This is a genomic window from uncultured Metabacillus sp. (assembly GCF_947503125.1).
GTDB lineage: Bacteria > Bacillota > Bacilli > Bacillales > Bacillaceae > Metabacillus.
On record NZ_CANNCR010000001.1, the window covers coordinates 1 to 26073 of the forward strand.

At 36.2% G+C, this 26073-nt stretch carries 22 protein-coding genes and 1 pseudogene; 13 read left to right on the forward strand and 10 right to left on the reverse strand.

Annotated elements, in window-relative coordinates; genetic code table 11:
- Nucleotides 1-88 precede the first annotated feature (88 nt).
- The 5 genes and pseudogenes from Q1B07_RS00005 to Q1B07_RS00025 all read left to right on the forward strand — a co-directional run.
- Nucleotides 89-970: pseudogene (locus Q1B07_RS00005) on the forward strand (NAD(P)-dependent oxidoreductase); the annotation flags it as partial.
- 241 nt (nucleotides 971-1211) lie between these two features.
- The gene (locus Q1B07_RS00010; RefSeq protein WP_299086685.1) at nucleotides 1212-3299 is read left to right on the forward strand and encodes a penicillin-binding protein 2; all 2088 of its coding nucleotides are present in this window, start codon (nucleotides 1212-1214) and stop codon (nucleotides 3297-3299) included.
- A gap of 86 nt (nucleotides 3300-3385) precedes the next feature.
- The gene (locus tag Q1B07_RS00015) at nucleotides 3386-3568 is read left to right on the forward strand and encodes a hypothetical protein (protein WP_299086688.1); all 183 of its coding nucleotides are present in this window, start codon (nucleotides 3386-3388) and stop codon (nucleotides 3566-3568) included.
- 290 nt (nucleotides 3569-3858) lie between these two features.
- Nucleotides 3859-5475: a long-chain fatty acid--CoA ligase gene (locus Q1B07_RS00020; RefSeq protein WP_299086691.1), complete on the forward strand. Its 1617-nt coding sequence runs from the start codon at nucleotides 3859-3861 to the stop codon at nucleotides 5473-5475.
- A 343-nt stretch (nucleotides 5476-5818) separates the two neighbouring features.
- Complete coding sequence (locus Q1B07_RS00025) at nucleotides 5819-7639, forward strand: PAS domain S-box protein (protein WP_299086693.1); 1821 nt, start codon at nucleotides 5819-5821, stop codon at nucleotides 7637-7639.
- Between the two features lie 51 nt (nucleotides 7640-7690).
- Here the strand turns inward: Q1B07_RS00025 and Q1B07_RS00030 are convergent, their stop codons facing one another.
- Nucleotides 7691-8839 (reverse strand): aminotransferase A, encoded by a 1149-nt coding sequence (locus Q1B07_RS00030; RefSeq protein WP_299086696.1) that lies wholly within the window; start codon nucleotides 8837-8839, stop codon nucleotides 7691-7693.
- 268 nt (nucleotides 8840-9107) lie between these two features.
- Between Q1B07_RS00030 and Q1B07_RS00035 the strand changes: the two genes are divergently transcribed.
- A complete protein-coding gene (locus Q1B07_RS00035; protein ID WP_299086699.1) occupies nucleotides 9108-9287 on the forward strand; it encodes a hypothetical protein in 180 nt (59 codons plus the stop codon).
- A gap of 141 nt (nucleotides 9288-9428) precedes the next feature.
- On the opposite strand, the gene Q1B07_RS00040 is transcribed toward Q1B07_RS00035, so the two are convergent.
- The 3 genes from Q1B07_RS00040 to Q1B07_RS00050 all read right to left on the reverse strand — a co-directional run bounded on the left by Q1B07_RS00040 (nucleotide 9429) and on the right by Q1B07_RS00050 (nucleotide 11013).
- Nucleotides 9429-9620 carry an alpha/beta-type small acid-soluble spore protein gene (locus Q1B07_RS00040; protein ID WP_299086701.1) on the reverse strand — a complete coding sequence of 64 codons (192 nt, stop codon included), beginning with the start codon at nucleotides 9618-9620 and terminating at the stop codon, nucleotides 9429-9431.
- Nucleotides 9621-9844: 224 nt separating this feature from the next.
- Nucleotides 9845-10234 (reverse strand): transporter, encoded by a 390-nt coding sequence (locus Q1B07_RS00045; RefSeq protein ID WP_299086703.1) that lies wholly within the window; start codon nucleotides 10232-10234, stop codon nucleotides 9845-9847.
- A 383-nt stretch (nucleotides 10235-10617) separates the two neighbouring features.
- Entirely contained in the window at nucleotides 10618-11013 is a 396-nt protein-coding gene (locus tag Q1B07_RS00050; RefSeq protein ID WP_299086706.1) for a hypothetical protein, read from the reverse strand.
- Nucleotides 11014-11317: 304 nt separating this feature from the next.
- On the opposite strand from Q1B07_RS00050, the gene Q1B07_RS00055 reads away from it, so the two are divergent.
- Nucleotides 11318-12223 (forward strand): chemotaxis protein, encoded by a 906-nt coding sequence (locus Q1B07_RS00055; protein WP_299086708.1) that lies wholly within the window; start codon nucleotides 11318-11320, stop codon nucleotides 12221-12223.
- 347 nt (nucleotides 12224-12570) lie between these two features.
- Here Q1B07_RS00055 and Q1B07_RS00060 read toward each other — a convergent pair whose 3' ends face one another.
- The 3 genes from Q1B07_RS00060 to Q1B07_RS00070 form a co-directional block, all read right to left on the reverse strand.
- On the reverse strand, nucleotides 12571-13050 hold the full coding sequence (locus Q1B07_RS00060; RefSeq protein ID WP_299086711.1) for a YkyB family protein: 480 nt from the start codon (nucleotides 13048-13050) through the stop codon (nucleotides 12571-12573).
- Nucleotides 13051-13222: 172 nt separating this feature from the next.
- Nucleotides 13223-14512: an MFS transporter gene (locus Q1B07_RS00065; RefSeq protein ID WP_299086715.1), complete on the reverse strand. Its 1290-nt coding sequence runs from the start codon at nucleotides 14510-14512 to the stop codon at nucleotides 13223-13225.
- 200 nt (nucleotides 14513-14712) lie between these two features.
- Nucleotides 14713-15207 (reverse strand): L,D-transpeptidase family protein, encoded by a 495-nt coding sequence (locus Q1B07_RS00070; protein ID WP_299086718.1) that lies wholly within the window; start codon nucleotides 15205-15207, stop codon nucleotides 14713-14715.
- A 260-nt stretch (nucleotides 15208-15467) separates the two neighbouring features.
- Here Q1B07_RS00070 and ppx point away from each other — a divergent pair, with 260 nt between their 5' ends.
- Both ppx and Q1B07_RS00080 read left to right on the forward strand, forming a co-directional pair.
- The gene (gene ppx / locus Q1B07_RS00075; protein WP_299086721.1) at nucleotides 15468-17003 is read left to right on the forward strand and encodes an exopolyphosphatase; all 1536 of its coding nucleotides are present in this window, start codon (nucleotides 15468-15470) and stop codon (nucleotides 17001-17003) included.
- 187 nt (nucleotides 17004-17190) lie between these two features.
- Nucleotides 17191-19293, forward strand: coding sequence for an RNA degradosome polyphosphate kinase (locus Q1B07_RS00080; RefSeq protein WP_299087112.1), 2103 nt, complete (start codon nucleotides 17191-17193; stop codon nucleotides 19291-19293).
- Between the two features lie 142 nt (nucleotides 19294-19435).
- Here Q1B07_RS00080 and Q1B07_RS00085 read toward each other — a convergent pair whose 3' ends face one another.
- Nucleotides 19436-20299 (reverse strand): metallophosphoesterase, encoded by an 864-nt coding sequence (locus Q1B07_RS00085; protein ID WP_299086724.1) that lies wholly within the window; start codon nucleotides 20297-20299, stop codon nucleotides 19436-19438.
- Between the two features lie 325 nt (nucleotides 20300-20624).
- Between Q1B07_RS00085 and fadH the strand changes: the two genes are divergently transcribed.
- The 4 genes from fadH to Q1B07_RS00105 all read left to right on the forward strand — a co-directional run bounded on the left by fadH (nucleotide 20625) and on the right by Q1B07_RS00105 (nucleotide 23931).
- Nucleotides 20625-21389 (forward strand): 2,4-dienoyl-CoA reductase, encoded by a 765-nt coding sequence (gene fadH / locus Q1B07_RS00090; RefSeq protein ID WP_299086726.1) that lies wholly within the window; start codon nucleotides 20625-20627, stop codon nucleotides 21387-21389.
- 120 nt (nucleotides 21390-21509) lie between these two features.
- Nucleotides 21510-22724 carry an EAL-associated domain-containing protein gene (locus Q1B07_RS00095; RefSeq protein WP_299086727.1) on the forward strand — a complete coding sequence of 405 codons (1215 nt, stop codon included), beginning with the start codon at nucleotides 21510-21512 and terminating at the stop codon, nucleotides 22722-22724.
- Between the two features lie 99 nt (nucleotides 22725-22823).
- The gene (locus tag Q1B07_RS00100) at nucleotides 22824-23063 is read left to right on the forward strand and encodes a hypothetical protein (RefSeq protein WP_299086728.1); all 240 of its coding nucleotides are present in this window, start codon (nucleotides 22824-22826) and stop codon (nucleotides 23061-23063) included.
- Between the two features lie 196 nt (nucleotides 23064-23259).
- Nucleotides 23260-23931 (forward strand): DUF3993 domain-containing protein, encoded by a 672-nt coding sequence (locus Q1B07_RS00105; RefSeq protein ID WP_299086729.1) that lies wholly within the window; start codon nucleotides 23260-23262, stop codon nucleotides 23929-23931.
- 731 nt (nucleotides 23932-24662) lie between these two features.
- Here Q1B07_RS00105 and Q1B07_RS00110 read toward each other — a convergent pair.
- Together Q1B07_RS00110 and Q1B07_RS00115 are read right to left on the reverse strand one after the other, a co-directional pair.
- On the reverse strand, nucleotides 24663-24899 hold the full coding sequence (locus Q1B07_RS00110) for a glutaredoxin domain-containing protein (RefSeq protein WP_299086731.1): 237 nt from the start codon (nucleotides 24897-24899) through the stop codon (nucleotides 24663-24665).
- Nucleotides 24900-24941: 42 nt separating this feature from the next.
- Nucleotides 24942-25898 carry an MBL fold metallo-hydrolase gene (locus Q1B07_RS00115; protein ID WP_299086732.1) on the reverse strand — a complete coding sequence of 319 codons (957 nt, stop codon included), beginning with the start codon at nucleotides 25896-25898 and terminating at the stop codon, nucleotides 24942-24944.
- Between the last annotated feature and the right edge of the window lie 175 nt (nucleotides 25899-26073).

Consider the following 26073-nt stretch of genomic DNA (forward strand, 5'->3'; position numbering starts at 1 on the left):
GCAAGTTTTTTGCATTTAAAGCCCTTAAATTCAAAGATTATTAACTTTTTTAATATAAAAGTTTTTACAATACGAAAAAGTAAAGGGGAGTTATAATATGAGAAAAACGGTTGGTTTTATTGGGCTTGGCGTCATGGGGAAAAGCATGGCCAAGCATCTTTTAAAAGGAGGATATCAGCTTAATGTTTTTACAAGAACGAAAGAGAAGGCAGATGATCTTTTAAATGAAGGGGCAATATGGAAGGATTCAGTTCAAGAGCTTTCAACTGATAGCGATATTATTATTACGATGATCGGCTATCCAAAGGATGTCGAAGACGTTTATTTAGGCGAAAAAGGCATTATTGAATCTGCAAAGCCAGGTACATATGTTATTGACATGACAACATCACAGCCATCCTTAGCAAAAAAAATCTATGAACGAGCAAAAGCCAAGGAAATCAATGCATTTGATGCACCAGTATCAGGCGGCGACATTGGTGCACAAGAAGCAAGGTTAGCTATAATGGTTGGCGGTGATAAAAAAGCATTTGAAGAATGCTTACCGCTATTTGAGCTAATGGGACAAAATATTGTTTATCAAGGTGAAGCAGGTGCCGGCCAGCATACAAAAATGTGTAATCAAATTGCGATTGCCTCAGGAATGATCGGTGTATGTGAAGCAATTGCTTATGCAGAAAAATCTGGTTTAGACCCTGCAAATGTATTAAAGAGTATTTCCACTGGTGCAGCAGGAAGCTGGTCACTTAGCAATTTGGCACCAAGAATGCTTGCTGACAATTATGAACCAGGCTTTTTCGTGAAACATTTTATTAAAGATATGGGAATTGCTCTCGAAGAATCGATGAATATGGACTTAAACACGCCAGGCCTGCAGCTTGCCCATAAGCTTTATGAACAGCTAGCGGAGTTAGGGAATGAAAATTGCGGTACACAAGCGTTGATTAAACTATGGAAAGGTGAAAAATAAAGGGAAAATTTATAGATCATGCGGTCTGCTTTACTTATTAATGTTGAAGAGATCACCATAGAAATAAGCTGCAAATGAAGAGGAGTTGTCGCCTCTTCTTTTGCAGTTTTTTACTTCACATTATTTTCAAATTCCAAACCTATATCTTCACAAAGATTAGTGGTAAAATAATGGGTGGACCAAAACTGTAAATATAGATCTTTTGACATAAGCAGATCTTTTAGTAAAGGGGGAATTTGTATTGACTGAACAAGGCGCGAATGCATCTGAACACCGAAAATTAAAAAAGTCGAGATACATTCGCATTAATGTATTTTTTTTCCTAGTGTTTGTATTGTTCGTTGCACTTATTGTACGGCTCGGTGTCGTTCAAATTGTCCAAGGTGAGGCATTTGCCAAAGAAGTGGCACGAACAGAATCAGATTATGCTAGTATGCCTGCACCAAGGGGGAAAATGTATGATCGCTATAATCGAGTAGTCGTTGACAACAAAAGTGTGCCTGCAATTACGTATACTGTTGATAAAACAACAAAAGCAGAGGATAAAATAGCGACAGCTAAAAAGTTATCACAATATATAAGCTATGATGCGGCGTTTTTAGAGAAAGAGCTGAAGGAAAGAGATATAAAGGATTATTGGCTGGCTTCACATCCAGATGAAGCGAAAGAGCTGCTTTCAGAGAGTGAATTGGAGTTAGAATCATCTGAAACTTATCGATTACAGGTTGAACGTGTTCCAGAAGAGGAAGTTGCTGCCATTAAAGCTAGCAGCCAAGAAAAAGAACTTGCCTATATCTACACTCGCTTTTCTTCAGGCTACCAATATGAGCCGCAAATCGTGAAATCAACGAATTTAACAGATGAAGAAGTTTCTATGGTTGCAGAGCATTTAGAAGAGCTTCCTGGCGTTGACGTTATTACGGATTGGGCCAGAGATTATCCGTATGAATCATTGAAAACCATTTTTGGCGGTATTAGTACTCCTGAACAAGGAATTCTTCAATCCAGGGAGGATTTTTATACGGCAAGAGGCTATGCCCGAAATGAACGAGTAGGGACGAGCTATCTTGAATACCAATACGAAGATTACTTAAATCCGCGTAAAGCAAAGATTGAATATATATCGGATAAAAGCGGGAACATTGTTTCTGAAGAAGTGGTTGATGAAGGACAAAGAGGTTATGATCTAAAGCTTTCATTTGACATGGAACTGCAAATGGAAGTAGAAAAAATTGTTGAGGAAGAACTTCGTAAAGCTAGTGCAAGCCACTTTTTGATGGACCGCGCGTTTGTTGTCATGATGGATCCATATCAAGGCGATGTATTAGCGATGGTAGGGAAGCAGCTTAACCCAGAGAACCGCAGTGGTGAAATGCTTGATTTTGCTTATGGGACATTCGCAACTCAATATGAAGCAGGTTCAACAGTAAAAGGAGCAACCGTGCTTGCCGGTTATCAAGACGGGATGCCGATCGGCCAAGGATATTATGATACAACCCTTTATTTAAGGGGAACACCGCCAAAAGGCTCTTATAGAAATCTTGGATATATGACTGATTTAAGTGCATTAAAGCTATCATCTAACGTCTATATGTTCCATGTGGCGATGAGAATTGCTGACATCACATATGTGAAAAATGGACCGTTTAATGCGACTTCAGAGGATTTCCAAAAGCTTCGTAATTATTTTGCTCAATTTGGTTTAGGGGTGGCAACTGGTATTGATTTACCACAGGAGTCTTCAGGTTTAATCAGTACACCAGATTCAGCCGGTAAGCTTTTGGATATTGCGATCGGACAATTTGATACGTATACACCGCTTCAAATGGCTCAATATGTTTCGGTTATTGCCAATGGAGGGTATCGTGTACAGCCCCGTATTGTTACCAGTATCCATGCACCTGTTGAGGAAAATGAAATAGGACCAATTGTTGTTGATAAAGAACCGAATATTTTAAATCGCGTTAACAATACAACAGAAGAAATTGAACGGGTACAACAAGGGTTTAAGCTTGTTGTCACATCAGGAACAGCTTCTGCCTATATCGATTATGATGTGGCTGGTAAAACTGGTACATCACAAACCCTTTATTATGGTCCTAAACGTGAATATTGGGGAAGAAAAACAAATAACTTAAACTTCGTTGGCTATTATCCATCTGAAAACCCACAGGTTGCCTTTAGTGTTGTTGTCCCTTGGGCTAGTGATGATAGTGATCCCGTCAATAAGCATATTGCAAATCGAATTGTAAAAGCTTATATGGATCTTCAAGAAAAATATGTTACAACAACAGAAATTAATACAGACAGTAAAAAAGAAGAGGAATAATAACCTCTTCTTTTTTACTGTGCGCTACATAATTCCCTGATTTTTTCACAAAATACTCATGAGGTCTATAAAGAGGAGTGAAGAAGATGGCGAAACGTACTAAGAAAAATGATCCACAGCAAAAAAACAAAAAAGGCTTTGACTCAAGTGCTATTGATTCAGAATTCAGCCATGAAATGGGCAGTGCAGCAACAAATAAAATTCATCATGATAAAGCGAAAAAAGTAAAAGCAGCCAAAAATAACGGTGAATATAAAGGAAGCCATTAAGAGACCTGGTGTCTCTTTTTTTAAAATTTAAGAAAGTTTTAGTGTCTAGCTCCAGCGCCTAGCCCCTCTAGGGTCTAGCCACTCATGAATTGAAGGCAAAGAACGCCTTCTATTCATGTGCGTCTTATTTGCCCTAGGCTGATCAAGGCGCTTGCGCTTTTCTTATGGAAAAACAGTTTCTTTTTAAAAAAGGGTACAGGGCAGCAAGCAGCGAATACATAAAGTAATGAACGAATAGAATATCAAAAAGATGATCTTGATTGTGTACTAATAAGAGGAGGACGAAAAAAATGAAAAATCCTAAACATTGGTTGGCAACGTATCCTGTACATGTCCCAAATGAAGTGGAAATACCTCCTATTTCTGTTCCGGAAATGCTTCATAAAACAGTTGAACTTTTTGGAGAGCATGAAGCGGTCTCTTTCTATGGAAACAGCTACACATATAATGAGATTGCAAGATTGGTAGGTGAATTTGCATCTTCTCTGCAGCAGGCAGGGGTACAAAAGGGTGACCGAGTTGCAATCATGCTGCCAAATTGCCCGCAGTATTTGGTTTCCTTTTATGGTGCATTGACAGCAGGAGCAATTGTTACTCAAGTAAACCCAATGCTTGTTGAAAGAGAGCTGGAATATTTGTTAAATGATTGTGAAGCTGAAACAATCGTATTATTACATGCACTCTACCCAAGATTAAAAGCGATTCAAATTAAAACAAGCATTAAAAATATTATTACTGTAAGTCTCCAATCTCCCGTGACAAATCAACTAGAGGATGATACATTTGAGAGCTTCCTAACAAGACAAAATGGGCAAGTTCATCCGATTGAATGTGAACCAGAGCATGATATTGCTGTTCTTCAATATACTGGCGGGACGACAGGCCGGGCAAAAGGGGCAATGCTCACACATCGTAATATCGTCGCAAATGCGGTTCAAACCTATCAATTTTTTAAAGAGGAAATAGAGAAAGGTCAAGAAAAATGCTTAACTGTTCTTCCACTTTTCCATGTTTTTGGAATGTCTGCCTGCATGAATCTCTCCATTTATTGTGGATATTCGATGATCATGCTGCCAAGATTTGATCTTGAGGAGGTGCTTGAAACGATCAAACGCGAGCAGCCATCACTCTTTCCTGGTGTCCCAACGATGTATATGGCGATTACTAGTCATCCGAGGGCGGAGGAATATGGGATTGAATCAATTCGACTTTGTAATAGCGGTAGTGCTCCGATGCCTCTCGAGCTTTTAAGGGAGTTTGAATGGAAGACAGGTGCCAAGATTCTAGAGGGATATGGTCTTTCAGAAGCCTCGCCATCCACACATTGCAATCCTGCCTTTGCTGAAAGAAAACCTGGTACTGTTGGAATAGGTCTGCCAGAGACAGAATACAAAATAGTTGATGTTGCAACAGGAACACAGGAAGTACCGCCTGGTAGACTAGGTGAGCTCATCATAAGAGGACCACAAGTGATGAAAGGTTATTGGAATATGATTGAGGAAACCGCTGCAACTCTTCGTGACGGATGGCTCTTTACAGGAGATATTGCAAGAATGGATAAGGAAGGATATGTATCGATAGTTGATCGTAAAAAGGATCTTATTATTGCAAGCGGTTACAATGTTTATCCTCGTGAAATTGAGGAGGTTCTATATGAACATCCTTCCGTACAGGAAGCTGTTGTTATCGGGATTCAAGATGATTATCGAGGGGAAACGGTTAAGGCATTCATTGTCCAAAGACCTGGAAATACAGCAGATCCTGATGAAATCAAAGGTTTTTGCCGTCAGCACCTAGCTGCTTTTAAAGTCCCGGAAATTGTTGAATTCAGAGAAGAACTTCCAAAAACAAACGTAGGTAAAATTTTACGCAGAGTACTACGGGAAGAGAGCATAAAAAAACAGTAATTTAAGTAATAAAAATAAAAGTTGATGACATTTTCTAAAGAAAATGTTGTAAAAGAAAAAGTCGGTATGAACCGGCTTTTTTCCTATTATTTGAACAGTGTATTGACAAAAGGGGATAACAACGTAAACTTATAATATCTTTAATGCTTTTTGAATACGTGAATTACCTAAAAAAAGGATTTTTATAAATTGGAATAGAATAGTATAAAAAGTAGAAAATTCATTATGTTCATCATGTCACGATCTAGTATTAAAAAATGATTTATTTTTTAGTACTATTAATTGTTTTCTATAAATCCTGCTTTTTCATTAGTGAAGAGGTCATAACTTAGGAGGAGATGCTATGGATCATAATGCAACAAATGTTCATACAGTTATACAAGATGTCGAGGTATATGCTGTAGTTTCTTCAAATGGGCGCTTCCAATATATTTCTTCAAACTCTACTGAACTGATCGGTTATTCATATGATGATTTAATTGGTAAATATATGAAGGATTTTATACATAGTGAGGATCTATTCTTAATAGAAAGTTATTTTTTTAACGAGCACCACCTACACCCATGTACATTTCGCTTTATGCATAAAAAAGGGTTCTATGTATGGTTTCAGGCAACAGTAGATTTCATTAGAAGTACAGTATCAAAGCAAGGGCAGGATATCGTTCTAAAAATTAGAGTGCTTGACACCTACAATGTTATGATTGAACAATCGATAGAAAATGATAAGAACAGTCAGGATTATACCATTGGTCAAGTGGATGGCGATCTTTTACTCGACGATTTGCCAAGTCCGCTATATATCTCTCATCTAGGGAAAATCGTTTATGTAAATAAAGCTTTTATGGAGTTACTTGGAGCAAACTCTAAAGCACAATTAATCGGAAAACACACAGTAGATTTCATTGATAATAGTTATCATGAGGTTGTGAAAAATAGAATTAAAAGGCTCCATACTGGTGAAAAAATTGGAATAATAGAACAAACGTGGAGCAGACTTGACGGCATTGAAATTAATGTCGAAGTAACTGCTAATCTTACAACCTTCAAAGGGGAAAAGGTTGAATTAATCGTATTAACAGACATTTCTTCAAGAAGAAACTTTCAAAAAATACTCCAAAAAAGCAGGGAGCGTTATCAACGGCTTATCGACAATTCGATTGATACCATCGGTGTAATCCATCAAGATAAATGGGTTTTTATTAATGAATCAGGAGTAAAGCTATTTGAAGCTGGAGATTATCCTGAAATGTTGGGGAAAAACATCTATGAACATTTACACCCGAATGATCATCAAAAAATGAAGGAATCATTAGAAAATATTCTGTCAGGTAAATCAGAAGTAAACGTAACGAACCAATCGTGGGTTATTTCTAAGGAAAAAACCATTTATTCAGAAATGGTTTGCATTCCAACAACGTATTTTGGTGAACTGGCAGTTCAAGTCATATTGCGCGATATTTCAGACCGCAAAAAAACAGAAGAATTAATGCTGCGTTCAGAAAAACTATCAATTGCTGGCCAGTTAGCTGCGGGAATTGCGCATGAAATACGAAATCCTTTAACGGCAATTAAGGGATTCTTGCAAATCATGCATCCTGAATTTAAAAATCACGCGCAATATTTTCAAATTATCTTTTCAGAATTAAATCGTATAGAAATGATTTTAAGCGAATTGCTAGTGCTTGCTAAACCTCAAGAAACACAATTCAGGAAAACCAATTTGGTCACATTGATTCAGGATGTAGCGATGCTTTTAGAAACACAGGCTAATCTAAACAGTGTTTCAATTCTACAAAAACATGAATATGCGAAATTGCTGATTAATTGTGATCAAAATCAGCTTAAACAGGTGTTTATCAATTTATTTAAAAATGCAATCGATGCAATGCCAAAAGGTGGAAAAGTAACAGTTCAAACAAAAAGAACGGAGGATAAAATTCGTATCATCGTTCAGGACGAAGGAGAAGGAATTCCTGCAGAGCTGATTGACCGATTAGGTGAGCCATTCTTAACAACAAAAGAAAAAGGAAATGGACTTGGTCTAATGATTACCTACAAAATTATTGAGGATCATAATGGGAGTATTACTGTTGAAAGTACAGTGGGGAAGGGCAGTACTTTTACGGTTGAAATGCCATCTGGTGATTTTTTAGGAGAATGAAGTCGTTTAACTAAAAACAACGGCTTATTCGCCGTTGCTTTAGAAGTGGTATCATTCATTTTTCACATAGCTTTCAATACGATCCATCGCTTCCTTTAAACGTTCCATTGAATAGGCATAGGATAGACGAACATACCCTTCCCCATATTTGGAAAAGGCACTGCCAGGTACTAATGCAACACCAGCTTTTTCTACTAGTGACAGGGCAAAATCAAAGGAAGTTTGATTAAATCTTTTTATAGAGGGAAATAAATAGAAAGCTCCGTCAGGTTTTACGACATCAAATCCCATATTCACCAAACGGTTATATACGTATTCTAATCGATCTTGATAGGAGTCTTTCATCGTTTTAGCATCATCAAAACCTGCAGTAAGAGCTTCATATGCTGCCTTTTGGGATACTGATGATGCACATGACACATTATATTGATGTACCTTAATTAAGTGCTTTGTAACAGCAGCTGGAGCAAATAATAAGCCAACACGCCAACCTGTCATACTGTGCGACTTTGATAATCCGTTGATAACAATCGTTTGCTCCCTTATGTAACGGGCTATTGATCGATGTTGTTTTCTGTAAACAAGCTCACTATAAATTTCATCAGATAAAATAAATATATCTTTCCCTTTGACTAATTCTGCGATTGCTTGTAACTCATCATCCTCCAAAGTTACACCTGTAGGATTAGAAGGATAAGGAAGAACGATGCATCGTGTTTTTTCTGTGATAAATGGAGTAAGCAGCTCGGCAGTTAATTTAAATTTATTTTCAGTCGTATCGACATAAATAGGAGTGCCTCCGGCAAGTTTAATCAACGGTTCATAACCAGGATAAACAGGGCTAGGTAAAATAACTTCACTACCTTCTTCTAATAATGTTCTAAAGGTGCAATCTATTGCTTGGCTAGCGCCAACAGTTACAATTACTTCATCTTCCGGAGAGTAATTTAAATCATATTTTTTTCGTAAATACTCGCTCGCTGCTTCGCGAAGTTCAATAAATCCTGCATTATAAGTATATGTAGTGTAATTTTGTTCAATTGCTGCAATCCCAGCATCTTTAACATGCTGTGGAGTATCAAAATCAGGTTGACCGATTGTAAGGGATATGACGTCTTCATAATTTGCGACCATGTTAAAGAACTTCCTAATCCCTGAAAGCTCAATTTGTCTTACTTTTGAATTTACTAAATGCTCCATTTTAACCTCCTCGTGGAATAAGACTCCACATCGAACATGGTAGAAAAGCTTTGCCAAGTAGCCAAAAAACCTCATAGCTACATTCAAATACCTTTCAAAAAATAATATATAGGTGTTATTTTACCATTTTTGATTTTGTTGTCATCTTATTTCTGCTTTTAAAGGAAAAAATACAAGTATATGGCTGCTACCGACATAAATCAATAATAGTCAACGAATATATTTACCTGTCAAACTTTTTGATCAATCCATGAAAGAGGTGGAAAAGATGATCGCTGAAAAAGAATTGCTTACAAAAGAAGAGCTAGAAATTGTTACAAAATTAGAAGCTGAAATGATGTACGCACTTACACTTTCACATATGAACTTTTATAAAAATGAAATTCAAACCATTATCTCCCAAGCGAAAAGACGCCATCAATTTTTAAGTGGATTTTCAAAAGTTTAGGGTTTTACTGCTTGTTGTAGCAAATTAAAGTAATCGATCATTTACTGATTGCTTTAAGTGTCATTTGTCCTATAATTAATAAGGGTATCTAAAAAGTAAACATACTTTTTAGACACCCCCATTATTTTTATCCCAATATATTTATCGGGATTGGTTCCGAAGCTGATTTTCGGCCATTGCGATCATCCGTTTTGTCATTTCTCCACCTACGGAACCATTTGCGCGAGCTGTCGTATCGGCACCAAGTTCAACCCCTAATTCATTCGCAATTTCTTCTTTCATGGAATTCAGAGCATTTTCGGCACCTGGCACTAACAATTTGTTTCTTGCCATCTTCCAACACCCCTTTTTGAATTGTATGGTTTAAGAACTTTGAGCAACCGATGAGATGCTCATTTTTATCATGTCCTCTGGCTTATTTTTTAACAAGAAAAAGTTGAAAGTAATATGGTGAATAATGGTGAAGGATCAAGTTTTTTGTAGCGATTAAACAAAATAAAGTCCTATCCCTATCTAAAAGAGCAGAGATGAGTAAGTTCGGGAAATCTCACTTTATTTTAATAGCAACTAAATGAACGGATACGATCTAAATCAATACCAAAATATACCCAACGATATTGATTTCTGCGCCAACGCCATCCAGCTACAGAGTTTCTGCCTACAAATGTTGGATAGTACCAAAATGCACGGCCATTATTTAGGCGAACATACGTATAACGATAGAGACAACCTCGAATTCCTCCTGGATCCACTGCATACACCCCAAACTGCCCTTGTCCTTGTTCAGGAGGGATTACAGTTGGAGGTGGCCCTGAAGGAGGTCCGCTTTGACCTGGCCCTCCGCCGAAACCGCTGCCTGGAGGTCCAAAAGGCGGGAAGCCTGTTCCACCGCCTAACTGGGGAAAACCTGGGATTTGTATGGGTAATTGTCTATAATATGGATACATTCAATTTTTCACTCCTCTCACATACCTTCACGATTACGATATGCAGATGTTGAGAGATGGGTGAATGTCTAAGAATAAACAGGAGCTATCTAAAACATCATGGGATTAGATCTTTTGGTGTATTGTTTCATAAGAAATAAAGCAGCTTCCTTCAACGGACTTACATTGTTTTTTTACCATAGCCGAAACTTTACTTATATGTTCAATCGATTGAAATGTTTGATGTTGATTCGTTACTACAGCAATTGAAAGGGAAACAAGCGGAATTTTCCCATATTGTCCGTTTCGGTCTAACTAGTTTAAATACATAGAAAAAGGATGACTTACATATCAGGAGTTACCCTGTATGAAGCATCCTTTTATTATTTGTGTCACTATTAAAGTTATCGTCTTAGGGATTGAACAGCTTTTGTTTGCAAATCAACCATATACCAAGCTTCACTATTTTCTTGGGAACCTTCAACAGAATAAACATGGATTATATATTTGCCTTTTTCCAGGTGATCATATTGAACAATCACATTTTCGTTATTTTCCAAGCCAAGCTTTTCGCGAACGAGCTCTTCTGCCATTGTTGGGTGCAGGGGATCGTGGTCTTTATCAAGGTTCACTTCTTCTCTAGCTTCAACTAAGATATCATCATTTGTGATTCTCTGATCATTCCCTGTTTGCAATAAGCCGTTTTCTTCTGTACCAGTTTCATTTAATGCTTCGTCTTGATCATTTACATTACAGGCTGAACAAACAGCTATCATGATAAATAGTAGGAAATACTTCATTATCCACCTCATATAAAAAAGTTATTGATTCCACACTATTTAGTTTGTAATGGTTTTTGTATTTTTATGCAATGTGGATAACAGCAAAAAAGGGATTTCCTCAGTGTGAAGCGAATGTATGGTTTTGGACGTATGGACGGAAGGTCAATAAATGACCGATCAATACAAATCTTTCAGAAGAAACAATATTAAATGATCTTTATTAGCTAAGCTTGGAAAGCAACTACTTTTTGGCTATGTTAAAGAATGAGAAAAAACAACCGATATAAAAGGTGCATCGTTTTAACATGGAAGGAAGAAGTGTATGGAGCAGCATAAAGGCATTTTTCTTGAAAGTGGTACAAATGAACTGGAAATCGTAGAGTTTTGCGTCGGACAGAATAAGTTTGGAATAAATGTGTTGAAGGTGAAAGAAATCATTCAGCCTGTTAAAGTGACGAATATTCCGCACTCTCATCCAAATGTTGAAGGGATCATCGACATCCGCGGAGAGATTGTCCCTGTTGTAAATTTAGGAACTGCACTTGGACTGGATTTATTCGAGGACCCTCGCAGTGAAAAATTCATCGTCACAGAATTTAATCAATTAAAGGTTGTGTTTCATGTACATGCAGTTACACAAATTCATCGTATATCTTGGGATGAAATTGAAAAACCAGCAGCAATGTATCAAGGACTTGAGAATCAAGTTACAGGAGTTGTAAAAATACATGATGAAATGGTGTTTTTGCTAGACTTTGAAAAGATTGTTGTTGAAATTAATCCGGAATCAGGCATACATGTAGATCAGGTAAAAAAAATAGGGCCAAGAAATCGCTCTACTAAAAAGCTGGTAGTTGTCGAGGATTCACCACTATTACGAAAGCTTTTGCAAGAGACTTTGAATAGAGCAGGATTTTCTCAAATTGAATTTTTTGAAAATGGCAAGGAGGTGTTTTCGTATTTACAAACTATAGTTAATTCTGGAAAAGCCATAGAGGATGAGGTACAACTAGTTATAACAGATATTGAAATGCCGCAAATGGATGGGCATCATCTTACGAAAAAAATTAAAGAAGACCAGACATTATCGATTTTGCCGGTTATCATTTTTTCATCGTTAATCACAAGTGATCTTCGACATAAAGGAGAAAAAGTAGGGGCGAACGGACAAATTAGTAAACCGGAAATTGTTAAACTGATTTCTAAAATTGATGAAGTTATTTTATAGACTAGGTTGTTCCAGAGTGGGATTTGTATCAATCTCTGGAACAACTTTTTTAAATGGTAAGAGTATAAAATTTTGTACTTAGTTTTATTAGTGTCTAGCTCCAGCGCCTAGCCCCTCTAGGGTCTAGCCACTCATGAATTGAAGGCAAAGAACGCCTTCTATTCATGAGCGCCTTATTTGCCCTAGGCTGATCAAGGCGCTTGCGCTTTATCATTTAAGAAGCGAGAAATGACCTTCTATTCTAAAAACATCTTATTTGACCGAGGTTGAGCAAATCGTTTTCTAAAAAAGATACAAAAGTAGAGGTCATAGTACATTGTTTTATCCCCAGCACCATTGCCTCTGTTTTAGTTATAACTTTCCCCTAGTTTTTTAAACACGGGTTTTTGGTATGTACGTGTTTTTTTGGGTTGGTATGGTTTTGGTGGGTGTTTTGCTTCTTTCATTCCTACATAATTTTGTAAAAGGATTTTTGCCTTTGATAGGGACATATGTGTTCTAGGATTACGATATGTTTGATTCAAGGATCCTAAATGTGGAAGTTGAACGAAGTCATCTTTTGTAGGAGGCATATGAAAGTAATAGTCTCCAGCTGAAACGAGAACGTCAGACTGCTGTTTACTGAATTTTGGATTATTTGAGAAATGTAACCCTTCTTTTTTTGCTTTTCCTTCATGGACAAGTTTAATTAAAGCTCTCTTTTTTAGTTCATAAAGATATTTAGGATTTGTAGCAGTTTTAGCATGACGGTTAACGACATAGATTGCACGTGCGAGGTTTTCAGTTGTTGATTGATTCGTTGGATCGAGTCGATTATGATCGTCCATTGTTTCTCTCCTTTTCTTGAACACTTTCAGTTTGGACCATTCTTAATTAAATTATACTTTGAGTATAGTAAAAAGCAACTAATTATTAGAAGCTTCATGCAAATTTCGTTGGAAATTCATGTGCAATCTCTAAAAGAGAAGATGACCAAAACCTAGGTCTTGATCATCTTCTTTAAATCGATGTAATATTTGGATTTGTTTTTGTTCGTTGATTCCGTTTTTCTTTTGCTTCTAAAGCTTCACTCAATTTTGGTAATGTCCAGGCATAAAAGAGGGATACCAAAAGAATAATAAGCGCCATTCCATAATATAAATAATCAATTGTTTCAATGATTTTAGGGAATAACAGGGCAATTAAACCTAATGTGATGGATTGCGCCAGCATCATTAACGGGTCAATCCATCCACTGACTCTCCCCATTAACTTTGGATGAACGATTTTTGGCATCCAACCGCCAATAGCTATATTTATCGGTCCTAAGCACATACCAATAATGAAAACAATCACTAGAAATATCGATACTCTATCAGTAAAACCTAAAAAGAAAATAAGCAAGCTTGTAATAAATATTGGAAATACCATTAGTTGATAAGGCTTAAACTTTGATGCAATCAGCGTTCCAACGCCGCTGCCAGTCAATAAACCTAATCCAAGTGCGATTGCAAAAAATGATGCATACCATTCGTAATTATCAGGTGTTAACTCATATTTCATTGTAAACATTGGCAAAATGGCAAAGGCACCATTTACGATACCAAAGATGAAAAAACCGAAAACTAATACAGCTAGCAAACGATTTTTAATGATATAAATAATCCCTGCTTTAAAGTCATTCAGCGATGATTTAATGCTGATATCCTTCCATTCCAACTTGCCATTTGGAAGCCTGGCTGATGAAGGGATTTTACAAGAACGAATGAGCAGAGCTGAAATAATAAAGCTGATAAAATCTACTGTAACAGCTCCATGAATCCCGATCGTTTTATAAATTGCTGCTCCAATCCCGACGCCAAAAACCATAAAAATACTGAAAAGCATTTGATTTAGACCTGCGGCTTGAGCGTATTGTTCCTTATTTAAAATGCCTTGAACAAGACTATTTTCTGCCGGGAAAAAGAATTTAGTGACAGCACTTCGTAAAAATAAGATCAGAAAAACGAGTGGAATGGAATTTGTAAATAAAGCTCCAAATAATACTAATGTTAGTGCAGCTCGGATCCAATCGCAGTTTTCAGCTACCTTTTTCCTGTCAAAGCGATCGGCGACGACTCCCACAACAAAAAAGACTAAAATTGTCGGCAAGGAGTACATCAATTCAGCAATTGTTGCATAAGATGGCTGATGGCTGAAGTGATCAAGGAGATAAAAAGCAAAGGCCATATTTCCAATCGTAGTTCCCATCTGTGAGAATAGAGCTGCATAAAATAATCTTACAAAATTCTTATTTTGAAAAATTTTCATCTGTTCGCTCCTTAAATTGCGGTATCGATCAGCTCTAAAGGATTTAGACTTGTTGGGTGTATTTCATGATATGAATATCTTGTCTTCTCTCTTCGAATCATAGGAAATTCGCTCTAGCTGATTTCGTTCGTTGCTACATTAGTCATTATAAGGGTTATTCCCCAATTTGAATACGTATCTTACAAAATATTAATAAAATCTTAAGGTCTGATAAATACTTTGGTCCCGTTAGGAACGATAGATGCCAACTCTAAAACGTCCTTGTTATACATCCGGATACACCCGCGTGAAACAGCCTTCCCTATTGAAGCAGGGTTATTTGTACCATGGATTCCATAATGAAGTTTTGATAAACTTAACCACATCGCTCCAAAAGGACCACCAGGGTTGGGTTCGCGATTTACAATAACAAAATCACCAACTGGTGTAGTTGTTACCATTCTGCCAACAGCAATAGGGTATTGTTTAACAACTTGTTGCCCTTTTTTTAAAACTAATCGTTTCGTTGAAACTGTAATGTGAATCGAATATGGAATAGTGTCCGGATCGGGTAAGGTTGGTATGTTGATACGTTGCCCTATATAAAGAATATTTGGGTTCATGATGTTATTCGCGGCCATTAATTGATTAAGTGGCAATCGGTAATTAGCAGCAATCATAGACAATGATTCTCCCTGCTTGACAATATGAATCATTTAACCCCTCCTCATACGTTTTATCCCAATTTAAACTGGCAGTAAACACCACTTTACATGATTTCAAGAGAAGGTAAAAAGCTATGTAGGGATTACTGCCCGAAAAGATTTGCTAAGACACGTTTTCTTTTGAAGTTAAAGTGAAAAATCCCAATAAATATTTTCTTATTATGGTATAATGACCTTATTTTAGAGTAATAGCTGTTATACTAATGATATTTAGCGATAAGCATGTTTTATGATAAGGGTGTGGGTTGAAAGTGAAACATGAAAAGTATGCAATAATTGATATAGGCTCTAATACGATGAGGCTTGTTATGTACTTAAGAGACACGAGCGGCAGATTAAAAGAAATAGAAAATGTAAAAGTTGTCGCACGGCTTCGCAATTATTTGACTGACGAGGTAAGGCTTGCGGATAAAGGAATTACCATTTTACTAAATACGCTAAAAAGCTTTCAAGAAATTACAAGACACCATCAATTAGAAGAAGTAAAATGTGTGGCAACCGCGACAATAAGGCAAGCGAAAAATCAAGAGGAAATTGTCAAAAAAGTTGAAGAGGAGACAGATTTTTCAATTCGGATTTTATCAGAATATGAAGAAGCTTATTTCGGTTACTTAGCTGTTGTCAATTCAACTCCGTTTGAAAGCGGAATCACCATTGATATTGGCGGAGGTAGTACTGAGGTTACCTATTTTAAGGATCGAAAATTAATCAACTATCACAGCTTTCCATTCGGGGCTTTATCTTTAAAAAAGCAATTTGTGCAGAATGACACTCCGACGAAAAATGAACTTTATTTACTTAAAACATACCTTAATGAACAATTTAAAACGCTTGAGTGGATTATTGACAAGAAGCTTCCGATTATCGGTATCGGAGGAAGTGCAAGGAATATGGTACAAGTCCATCAAGAGCATATAGGCTATCCACTAGCAGGAGTTCATCAATATGTAATGGAAAAACAGGATGTCCGGGAAATAAGTGATTTATTACAATCGCTGTCATTTTCGGAAATTCAGCGTGTTGAAGGTTTATCAAAGGATCGTGCAGATATTATTATTCCGGCTGTGGAAGTTTTTACTTCTTTAATGGATGTCGTCAATACGGATCTGTTTGCCTTAAGCAGAAAAGGTTTAAGAGACGGTGTATTTTATAAGGAATTAACAAAAGATTTTGGAATTGCTGTATTTCCAAATGTTATTGAAGAGAGTTTTTATGAATTAGCTGCAGATTATCATATTAATCTAAATCATGTATTCCATGTCACAAATAGTGCGATGATCATTGCACAACTATTAAACAAAGCTGGCTTGTCTTCCATAAATAAGCAGGATGCAAAGCTTTTAAAACGTAGTGCCTTTGTTTATAACCTTGGGGCATACATTGATTCTGAATCTAGCAGCCAGCATACCTTCTATTTACTAGCAAACCGGACAATAGACGGGCTTCTTCATAGAGAACGTTTGATTATTGCGCTCATTGCTTCTTTTACTAGCAAGTCTGCTTTTAAGCGAAACGTCCTGCCATATAATGAATGGTTTACTAAAGAAGAGCTAAATAAATATCGTTTATTAGGAGCAATCTTAAAATTTTCCTACAGTATTCATGCAACAAAAAGAAATATAATTGAAAAAATAGATCTGAGATTAAATGGTGAAGAACTTTTATTTACCTTTACTTGCCATAAAGATTGGAAGCCTGAACAGTATCAAGTTGAAAAACAAAAAAAACATTTGGAAAAGCAAATAAAAAAGTCAATTTCTGTTACATTTTTAGAAAAAACAAACTAGTTAATACGATTACAGCTGAAAGTGACGATCATAATACGTCGCTTTTTTGAATATATTGTCAAATTATTCATATTTACATAACATTTACAATATATTTACAATAAATTTACAATAGTAATAAAAGTAAATGCTAAGATGAAGTTGTAAGAAATTGTCGAATAAAAGGGTGGCAGTACATATGAATACAATGAATAAAAATGCTGTTGAACTATCTAGTCCAATGTATTACAACAACAGAGAACTTAGCTGGCTTGCATTTAATAAACGCGTCCTAGAGGAAGCGCTAGATGAACGCAATCCATTATTAGAAAGATTAAAATTTTTGGCGATATTCAGCTCAAATCTCGATGAGTTTTTTATGGTTCGTGTTGCTGGACTAAAGGATCAGGTGAAAGCAGGCTTTAATAAGCCCGAAAATAAAGCAGGAATGACACCTAAACAGCAATTAGCTGAAATAGCTGCTACAACACATTATCTGGTTGAGTTGCAATATGAAGCATTTAATAACATACTTCTGCCTTTGCTTAACCAGGAAGATATTGAATTCTTAAAGATGAATCAATTAACAACGGAACAGTTGGAAGCGATGGAAGATTATTTTGATGAACATATTTTCCCTGTTTTAACTCCAATGGCTATTGATGCCTATCGTCCTTTTCCTATGCTGTTAAATAAAAGCTTAAATTTAGCCATTGTAATTGAGGATCATGATGAGTATGTTGAAAATCGTTACAAAACGGCGATTGTACAAGTACCTGCAGTCTTAGATCGGTTTGTTAAGCTTGATTCATCTGCTGAAAAAGTGCAGCTAATTCTTTTAGAGGATGTCATTAGCTATTTTATTCAAAAGTTATTTAAGGGATATAAAGTTCTTTCTGTCTCTGTATTTCGGATTACGAGAAATGCTGATATGACGATCCATGAGGAAGGGGCACGCGACCTCCTAAAAGAGATAGAAAAAGAATTGAAAAAACGAAAATGGGGAGCCGCAGTCCGGCTTGAAATCCAGCAAGACGGATTTGATCGCAATATTTTACGTTATTTAACTGAAGAGCTTGAAATACACGAAAAAGATGTTTACGAGATTGATGGTCCCTTAGACTTAACATTGCTATTTGGTTTTTATAAAGAGATGGCTAGCCTGCGGGAGCATCTAGTATATGAAGCACTCATACCTCAGCCGCCACGGGACCTTGCCTCAGATGAAGATATTTTCGAAAAGGTTTCAGAACAGGATGTTTTATTGCATCATCCATACGAATCATTTGAGCCTGTTGTTGAATTTGTTGCTGAGGCCGCTGATGATCCTGATGTATTGGCAATAAAACAAACCCTTTATCGTGTAAGCGGTGATTCTCCTGTCATTGATGCGTTAAAACGAGCAGCTGAAAATGGAAAGCAAGTAACCGTATTGGTTGAACTTAAAGCTCGTTTTGATGAAGAAAATAATGTTCAGTGGGCGAAAGAGCTTGAAAAGGCTGGATGTCATGTTATTTATGGCATGACCTATTTAAAAACACATAGCAAGATTACACTAGTTGTAAGAAAGAAAAATAACCGAATAGAACGATTCGTCCATCTTGGTACAGGAAACTATAATGATCAGACAGCAAAGATTTATACAGATATGGGTTTACTGACTTCAAAAAGAAAATTTGGAATTGATGCTACAAATTTCTTTAATTATCTTAGCGGCTTTACGGAAAAACCAGATTTTCACCATTTATCTGTTGCACCGTTTGATATTCGTAAAGATTTTATCAGGTTAATAGATGAGGAAATAGAATTTCATAGAAGGTTTGCAAACGGCAGAATTATTGCCAAAATGAATTCCTTAACTGATAAAGTGATTATCATGAAACTATATGAGGCATCAAATGCTGGAGTGAAAATTGATTTAATCATTCGCGGTACATGCTGCTTGCGCCCGGGTATTAGTGGAGTTAGTGAAAATATAAAAGTTCGAAGCATTGTTGGAAGATTTTTAGAGCATAGTCGAATCTATTATTTCCATCACAATGGAGAGGAAAAAATCTTCCTTTCATCAGCTGATATGATGACACGCAATATGGAAAAACGAGTTGAGATACTATTTCCTATTTTTGAAGGCGAAATTAAAAAACGAGTGAAATATATTCTTACTAGTGCATTAGCTGATAATGTGAAAGCAAGAGAACAGGATGAATTTGGTGAATACAATTATGTATCAAGAAAAATGGAGGAGCCTGTAATTGACAGTCAATTGCTATTGTTCAGTAAGGCTTACCAAGTAATGGATGATGAAGAGTAATCGAAAAGTATGGGCAGATTCCTGTTCATTCTGATGAGGTGGAAAAAATAGGGCTGTCTAAAACAAAGGGTCAGTCCTCCTAAAACACAGTTTTAAACAAATTTATCAGTGAGGCAAAAACCTTATGGAGACAGCCCAAAATTTATGATGTTGAAAAAAGTGTAAATTGTGTGATTTCTGGTACAGATAAAAAGCGAAAAGGTAGTCTTGTTGTACCTAATCCACGATTCACATATAACTTAATCTCATCAACCTCATACATTCCTTCAGAATAAACAGATGCAAATGGTGGAGTAATAAGCGGTCCGTAAAATGGTAGTTGAATTTGTCCCCCATGACTATGTCCTGATAATTGCAAATCAACATGAAATCTCTTTGCATCCAGTGCTGCATCTGGTTCATGGGCTAGTAGGATATTAAACACATCTTTATTTAAATTCCCTAAAGTTCCTTCATAGCTTGGCTTTCCAAGCATTAAATCATCAATTCCAGCCACACCTATTTTACTGCCATCTAGCATAGTAACGTTTGTTGCTTCGTTTTGTAATAAGATAAAGCCGGCCATTTTGATGACATTTTTATAGATATCTGTTCCATAACCGCCATGATCATGATTACCGTAAACAGCGTATTTTCCAAACGGAGCATGTAATTTTTCAAGAACAGGAACAATTTTGTTAATTTCAGTATACTGATTTGGCTCATCCATTAAATCACCAGTAAAAAATAAGAGATCTGGTGACAATTCATTAATCTTTTTGACTACTGTTTCTAATCTGTCTAATGTAAAGAAGTCACTTAAATGAGTATCACTGAATTGAACAATTTTAAAGCCGTCAAAGGCCACTGGAATTTTCTCATGTGTAATTGAGTGTTTCGTTATATCTAATAATGCTGGTTCAATAAACCGTGCATAAGTATATCCTCCAGCTGCAGTAATGATGCTTCCAAAGGAAATAGAAAGAAGACCTTTTAAAAACGATCTCCTTGAATATTTTTTAGTCATCTTTACCAACCATTCTCCATTGTTTTATTCTCATTTAAAGTTGTTAATTTTCTTTAAAATATAAAATTTTAACATATTTTTTGTGTCTAGCTCCAGCGCCTAGCCCCTCTAGAAGGCAAAGAACGCCTTCTATTCATGAGCTTCTTATTTGCCCTAGGCTGATCAAGGCGCTTGCGCTTTTCTTAAGTATAGCATGGTTTCAATAAGGACTCTATTTAAAAACTGAATTGTCATCTAATTGACTTTTTGATAGGAATGATTGAAAAGAAATGGTAAAATACATAATGAATGGTCATTCATTCATTTTTTCTAAGGGGGATTTATTATGAAGGATAAAGTCATAATTGTTACAGGCGGTTCAAGCGGGATGGGAAAAGCGATGGCCAAGAAATTTGCGGCAGCTGGAGCGAATGTGGTCATTATTGGAAGAACCCAGGACAAATTAGAAGCAGCAAAAATGGAGATAGAATCCGTCAAAGGAGAAATAAACACAATTCAACTGGATATTCGAGATCCGGAAAAGGTTGCTCAGATGATAAAGCAGGTTGATCAGCTATATGGGAGAATCGATGCTCTTGTTAATAATGCTGCGGGTAACTTTATCTGTCCTGCTGAAAACTTATCGATCAATGGTTGGAGATCAGTCATTGATATTGTGTTAAATGGGACATTTTATTGCAGTTCAGCAATTGGGAAGTATTGGATTGAACGAAAAACAAAAGGTGTGATTTTAAATATGATCGCTACCTATGCTTGGAATGCGGGGGCTGGAGTTATTCACTCAGCAGCAGCAAAAGCGGGTGTATTATCTATGACAAGAACATTGGCTGTTGAATGGGGTCGAAAGTATGGGATAAGGGTTAATGCCATAGCGCCAGGACCAATTGAAAGAACTGGCGGAGCAGATAAATTATGGGAGTCTGAGGAATCGGCTATGCGTACGTTAAACAGTGTCCCGCTTGGCAGACTTGGGACCCCGGAAGAAATTGCTGCGCTTGCTGTGTTTTTACTATCTGATGATGCAGCCTATATTAACGGTGAGTGTATCACGATGGATGGGGGACAATGGTTAAATCAGTTTCCATTTTAAAAAAGGATGCTCTATGTAGACTTCTGTTAAATCATCCTGTAAGGGATTTCCCACCAATTATAAATAGGAATATGGTATAATCCATACGTAATCTATATAGATATAGGTGAGGGGATTGCAATGGATCCATTGGATGTACTGACAAACGTAGAGAAGGTCATTCCTTATTACCAAGCGATATTTAGTGCGGATGAACAACGGGTTATCGGTTATGAAGTTTTTGGAAGAATTCAGCATAACGATGAAATTCAAAGTTTAGGCCCTTTCTTCCAAGATGAAAATGTTCCCGATGAATATCGAATTGAGGTTGACGACTTTATTTTACATATGGCAATTGATGAATTCTTACAATTGCAGGATCAAGAACTACTGCTTTTTATTAATCGCGATGCTAACATACTCATGCTTGATCATGGAGAGAGTTTTCTGCAAATTTTATTAGAAAAGCAAGAAGCTGGTTTACAGCTTACTCAAATTGTACTTGAAATAACAGAGCATAATTTTAAAGGCGATATTGAGCAGTTGTATCATCTATTAACTTATTACAGAACATATGGCATAAAAGTTGCAATTGATAATATTGGAAAGGCTAGCAGCAACTTAGATCGTATCGTTATGCTATCTCCGGATATATTAAAAATTGATTTACAGCCATTACGACTGACATCACCATCCCAATCATATTATGATGTACTATACTCAATTTCTCTTTTAGCAAGGAAGATCGGTGCGACACTTTTATATGAGGATGTTGAAGTGAATTTTCAGCTGCAATATGCTTGGAAAAATGGCGGCAGGTATTATCAAGGATTTTTCTTAAGCAAACCAAAGAGACAATTTATTCATCAAGATCATTGTAAGGAAAGATTGAAACAGGAATTCCAACATTATATTTCTGCAGAAAAAAGGAAGCTGGAAAGGCTTAATCACTTTACAGAAGATTTCCATCATCGAATTGATCAACTTATTTCTAAAATAAGTAAACAAAATAGTGATTACAATCAGCTTTTAAAGGAGCTTTCTGTACATCTGGATGATTGCAGTTTCCGGATCTATATTTGCGATGAAGATGGCTTTCAACAATCGGTGAATATCTATAAAAATAACGGCTGGGAAATTCAACCTAATTACTATATGAAAAATTGGAGCTGGCGCCCATACTTTTTAGCTAATATTATGAAAATGCGCTATGATAAAAAGGGTTTCCTTAGTGATGTTTATAGTGATATCGAAAAAGGCGATTTAATCCGAACATTTTCCTATCCTTTACAACAAAATCATTATCTGTTTATTGATTTATCATATGAATTTTTATATGAGAAAGAAGTCTTATAATAAAGATTTGGATAAAGCCACAGCCAAAATGGTAAAGAAAACCAAGGCATAGCTGCCTGGCTTTTTAGTCATCCTATACATAGAAGGGGTGACTAAATAGTGGGCAATTTAACAATGATACTCGGTATAATTGCATTACTTATTTTAGCAGCAAGTTTAATCTATACGATCAAGGTAGGGAGACTTGTTGGGGCAAGAAAATCAAATATGGACACACAAATTAATGAAAAAGTTCAAGAACATCCTTATATGCGCAACCCTGTATTTTTGACATACGTAATCTTCGGTATACTTGCATTAGCCTTTATTTTTTATTTGGCCTATACGGTGGTTTGGTAGCAGCGGAATTTTCCGCTGTTTTTTTGATTAGAAAATCATGTTTCCGGGTAGATACATATTAAATATAAAAATTGTGTCGCATTTTAAGAGTATTTTACGAACGGTTAATAGGCTTTTTTGACAAGATAGTTGTTAAAATGAGATTAGGGAAGGAAAGGTTGTCCAGATGACGGAATAAGATGAAAGGATGAGTAAGTTGAAACAAAATTTCTTAAGCTTTAGTCTACTCCTTTTGATTGCTATTTTTTCCTTTTCACATGAAGCAACAGCAAAAGAACTTGAGGGTAACTCAAAAGCGGAAATTCTGAATCACATACAAGATGCTTTTCAAGCACAAACTTCTTTAACTGAGAAACCAAGATCACTTTATGAAATGAGGCTAATTTTAACACCCTATTTTGAGAATGAATTGATTAAAAAATATATGGATGCAAATGTTCAACCTATAGAAGATCAATTTATTGTCTACGGGACAGATTTCCCGGTTTATACGATTCCATTCTTTAGCTATGATGAACATACAAAAGTAGTTGAAGAAGGGAATCAACGGATTATTTATGAATTTTTCCAAGCTACTTCTGATGGACCGGTTGAATATGAGGACCATTACGAGTTAGTAAAAATGCGCAAAACAAATGGAAGTTGGAAGATCTATTCAATTGATAGTCAAAAACAAAAGCCAAAATTAGTGAAAGATACAATGAGAAGTGAAGATTATACAACATCAAACATGATTAATAATACATCTTTTCAGCCGTTGATACAGGCTCTGAATAATGACTCTTCATTATTTAAACATTCATTTTTAAATCAAAGTAAAGTCTTATTCTTTTCCTTAATGGATGAACATTTCAAGGTAATACAGTAAAAAGTGGGAGGCGGGAAGCCTCTCTTTTTTATAGGAAAGTATAAAATTTTAACCTAGTTTTAGTGTCTTGCTCCAGCGCCTAGCCCTTCTAGGGTCTAGCCACTCATGAATAGAAGTCAAAGAACGTTTTCTATTCATGAGCGTTTTATTTGCCTTAGGCTGATCAAGGCGCTTGCGCTTTTTTATAATATCAGAATTTATATATTTTCTTAACATAGCTTGCGTTTCTGAATCTAGCTCCAGGCGCCATCGGCTCGAGGTCATAAGTCAAACAGGAATTGAAGGTAAAGTACACCTTCTATTCCTGTTTGCCTTATGCTTGTCGCCGATAGGCAGGCGCCTTGCGCTTTTTTTATTTAGTGTTGTTTGCATATATAAAATTAAATTTAAAAAATCATAAAAAACTGTTGACAATGAAACTGATAATCATTATCATTATAAATGAGAAAGGTAATCAATTAAGTTCTTGTTTTACATACTGCTCTGGTAGGTGTGTAAAGGTTAATTGTTTCATTCACCCTTGTAAACAATTAACGCTGGAATTTGATTAGTCATGAACTCTCGATTTTCCCCAAACCCCTTTTAATAGAACGGAAAAAAGCTTGGCTGGTCACCAAGCTTTTTTTCATGTGTCTTTTTAAAAAGGTATGAAAAAATTGAAGGTAAAGAACGCCTTCTATTCTTATTTGCTCGAGGCTGATCAGTGCGCTTGCGCTTTTATGATATTGCTCTTAGAGTTCTAAAAGTTCCTCAAGTTTTTTTAAATCAAATCCGGTTACTACTTGATCGTCCACGGTAATTGTAGGAGTTGATGTTGATTCAAGTTCATATACTAATTTGTCACGTGCTTCTGTGTCAACACTAATATCTTTTTCAATGTATGAAACATGATGGTGATTTAAAAATTGTTTCACAACTTGGCAGGGTGGACAGCTCGGCTGTGTATATACTGTTACTACCTTTTCCATATTAATCACTCCAAACACTTCATTTTTCAACAAAACCTTTTGTTAGAAATTCTTTCGTAAATAATCAACTAATCCTATAGCACTTACTGACAAATCAAGTTTTAACATAGCATAAGCTTGGTCGGCTATCATAATATTTTGCTTGCGAAGTTGATTGAAAACGAGATGGTTTAATTCAGTTTCAACAGCTTTACAGCATTCCTCAAAAGAACTATCTTTGGATTTTTCTACAATCTTTTGAGCAGTATCAACAAATATAGGGAGCCATTTTCTAAGTTCGCTGAATACTAGCTGAGGTTGGCAGCTCACACCAAAATGGCTAAAATATATTTTGTCAACCTGTAATTCTTCGATCATTTTAGCTGATTCCAGCATGGCTTTCGGGTTAAATTGATTTGGTGATGTTGAGGGTAAATAGAACTCAATCCCTTGGTCGAGAAGGTCCTGATAAAATATTCCAATCGTATCACCTGTAAAGATCCCATTGCTTACTGAATCATAGATACTAAAGTGATGATTGGCATGACCTGGTGTGTTGAAGAACGTTAAATATGAATTTTTCCCGATTTTTATTTTTTCTCCGTGGGACTTGATTAATAAACGATTTTCAGGTACAGGTATAATTGGATGGAAGAGGCGATCAAACTCATCCTTATAAACAGCTCTGGCACTAGAGATTAGCCTAGCAGGATCTATCATATGTTTTGCTCCTCTAGGATGAACAATTAATTTTGCATTTCGACATTTTTCTAAAAGTAATCCTGCTCCACCGGCATGATCTAGATGAATATGTGTTACAATAATGAAGGCTATTTCTTCTAACGGAATGTTAAGCTCTGATAAGCCTTCCAATAAGAAAGGGATTGAAGGGCTTGCAGAGGGTTCAAAAAGAACCACTTTTTCATCCTGAAGAACATAGCAACTTGTTCTGCCTTGCATTCCTAAGTCTAAACTGTCAATAATCGAGATTCTTTCATCAATTGTTTTTATGTATGCCATTATAAGCTCCCCCTTGTATAAATAGCTAATATTCGCCTGAAAATAAAGCTTTTTATGACTGACAAGGGTGTAGAGGCGTAATTTCTTTGGAAATCCCTTCATACATAGTGTAAAATTGAATAGGCACAAAGTAAAGATACAGATTATTGAATCGTTGTTTAGTGGATAGAATGTA

Excerpts from the sequence above, each read along its gene's own strand:
- Q1B07_RS00070 (WP_299086718.1), bottom strand. The coding sequence starts at position 15,207 with ATGATTCATATTGTCAAGCAGGGAGAATCATTGTCTATGATTGCTGCT.
- Q1B07_RS00110 (WP_299086731.1), bottom strand. The coding sequence starts at position 24,899 with ATGGAAAAGGTAGTAACAGTATATACACAGCCGAGCTGTCCACCCTGC.
- Q1B07_RS00030 (WP_299086696.1), bottom strand. The coding sequence starts at position 8,839 with ATGGAGCATTTAGTAAATTCAAAAGTAAGACAAATTGAGCTTTCAGGG.
- Q1B07_RS00080 (WP_299087112.1), top strand. The coding sequence starts at position 17,191 with ATGAATAAAAATGCTGTTGAACTATCTAGTCCAATGTATTACAACAAC.
- Q1B07_RS00060 (WP_299086711.1), bottom strand. The coding sequence starts at position 13,050 with ATGGACGATCATAATCGACTCGATCCAACGAATCAATCAACAACTGAA.
- Q1B07_RS00040 (WP_299086701.1), bottom strand. The coding sequence starts at position 9,620 with ATGGCAAGAAACAAATTGTTAGTGCCAGGTGCCGAAAATGCTCTGAAT.
- Q1B07_RS00020 (WP_299086691.1), top strand. The coding sequence starts at position 3,859 with ATGAAAAATCCTAAACATTGGTTGGCAACGTATCCTGTACATGTCCCA.
- Q1B07_RS00025 (WP_299086693.1), top strand. The coding sequence starts at position 5,819 with ATGGATCATAATGCAACAAATGTTCATACAGTTATACAAGATGTCGAG.
- Q1B07_RS00115 (WP_299086732.1), bottom strand. The coding sequence starts at position 25,898 with ATGGCATACATAAAAACAATTGATGAAAGAATCTCGATTATTGACAGT.
- Q1B07_RS00095 (WP_299086727.1), top strand. The coding sequence starts at position 21,510 with ATGGATCCATTGGATGTACTGACAAACGTAGAGAAGGTCATTCCTTAT.
- Q1B07_RS00055 (WP_299086708.1), top strand. The coding sequence starts at position 11,318 with ATGGAGCAGCATAAAGGCATTTTTCTTGAAAGTGGTACAAATGAACTG.
- Q1B07_RS00045 (WP_299086703.1), bottom strand. The coding sequence starts at position 10,234 with ATGTATCCATATTATAGACAATTACCCATACAAATCCCAGGTTTTCCC.
- Q1B07_RS00065 (WP_299086715.1), bottom strand. The coding sequence starts at position 14,512 with ATGAAAATTTTTCAAAATAAGAATTTTGTAAGATTATTTTATGCAGCT.
- fadH (WP_299086726.1), top strand. The coding sequence starts at position 20,625 with ATGAAGGATAAAGTCATAATTGTTACAGGCGGTTCAAGCGGGATGGGA.
- Q1B07_RS00035 (WP_299086699.1), top strand. The coding sequence starts at position 9,108 with ATGATCGCTGAAAAAGAATTGCTTACAAAAGAAGAGCTAGAAATTGTT.
- Q1B07_RS00050 (WP_299086706.1), bottom strand. The coding sequence starts at position 11,013 with ATGAAGTATTTCCTACTATTTATCATGATAGCTGTTTGTTCAGCCTGT.
- Q1B07_RS00015 (WP_299086688.1), top strand. The coding sequence starts at position 3,386 with ATGGCGAAACGTACTAAGAAAAATGATCCACAGCAAAAAAACAAAAAA.
- Q1B07_RS00085 (WP_299086724.1), bottom strand. The coding sequence starts at position 20,299 with ATGACTAAAAAATATTCAAGGAGATCGTTTTTAAAAGGTCTTCTTTCT.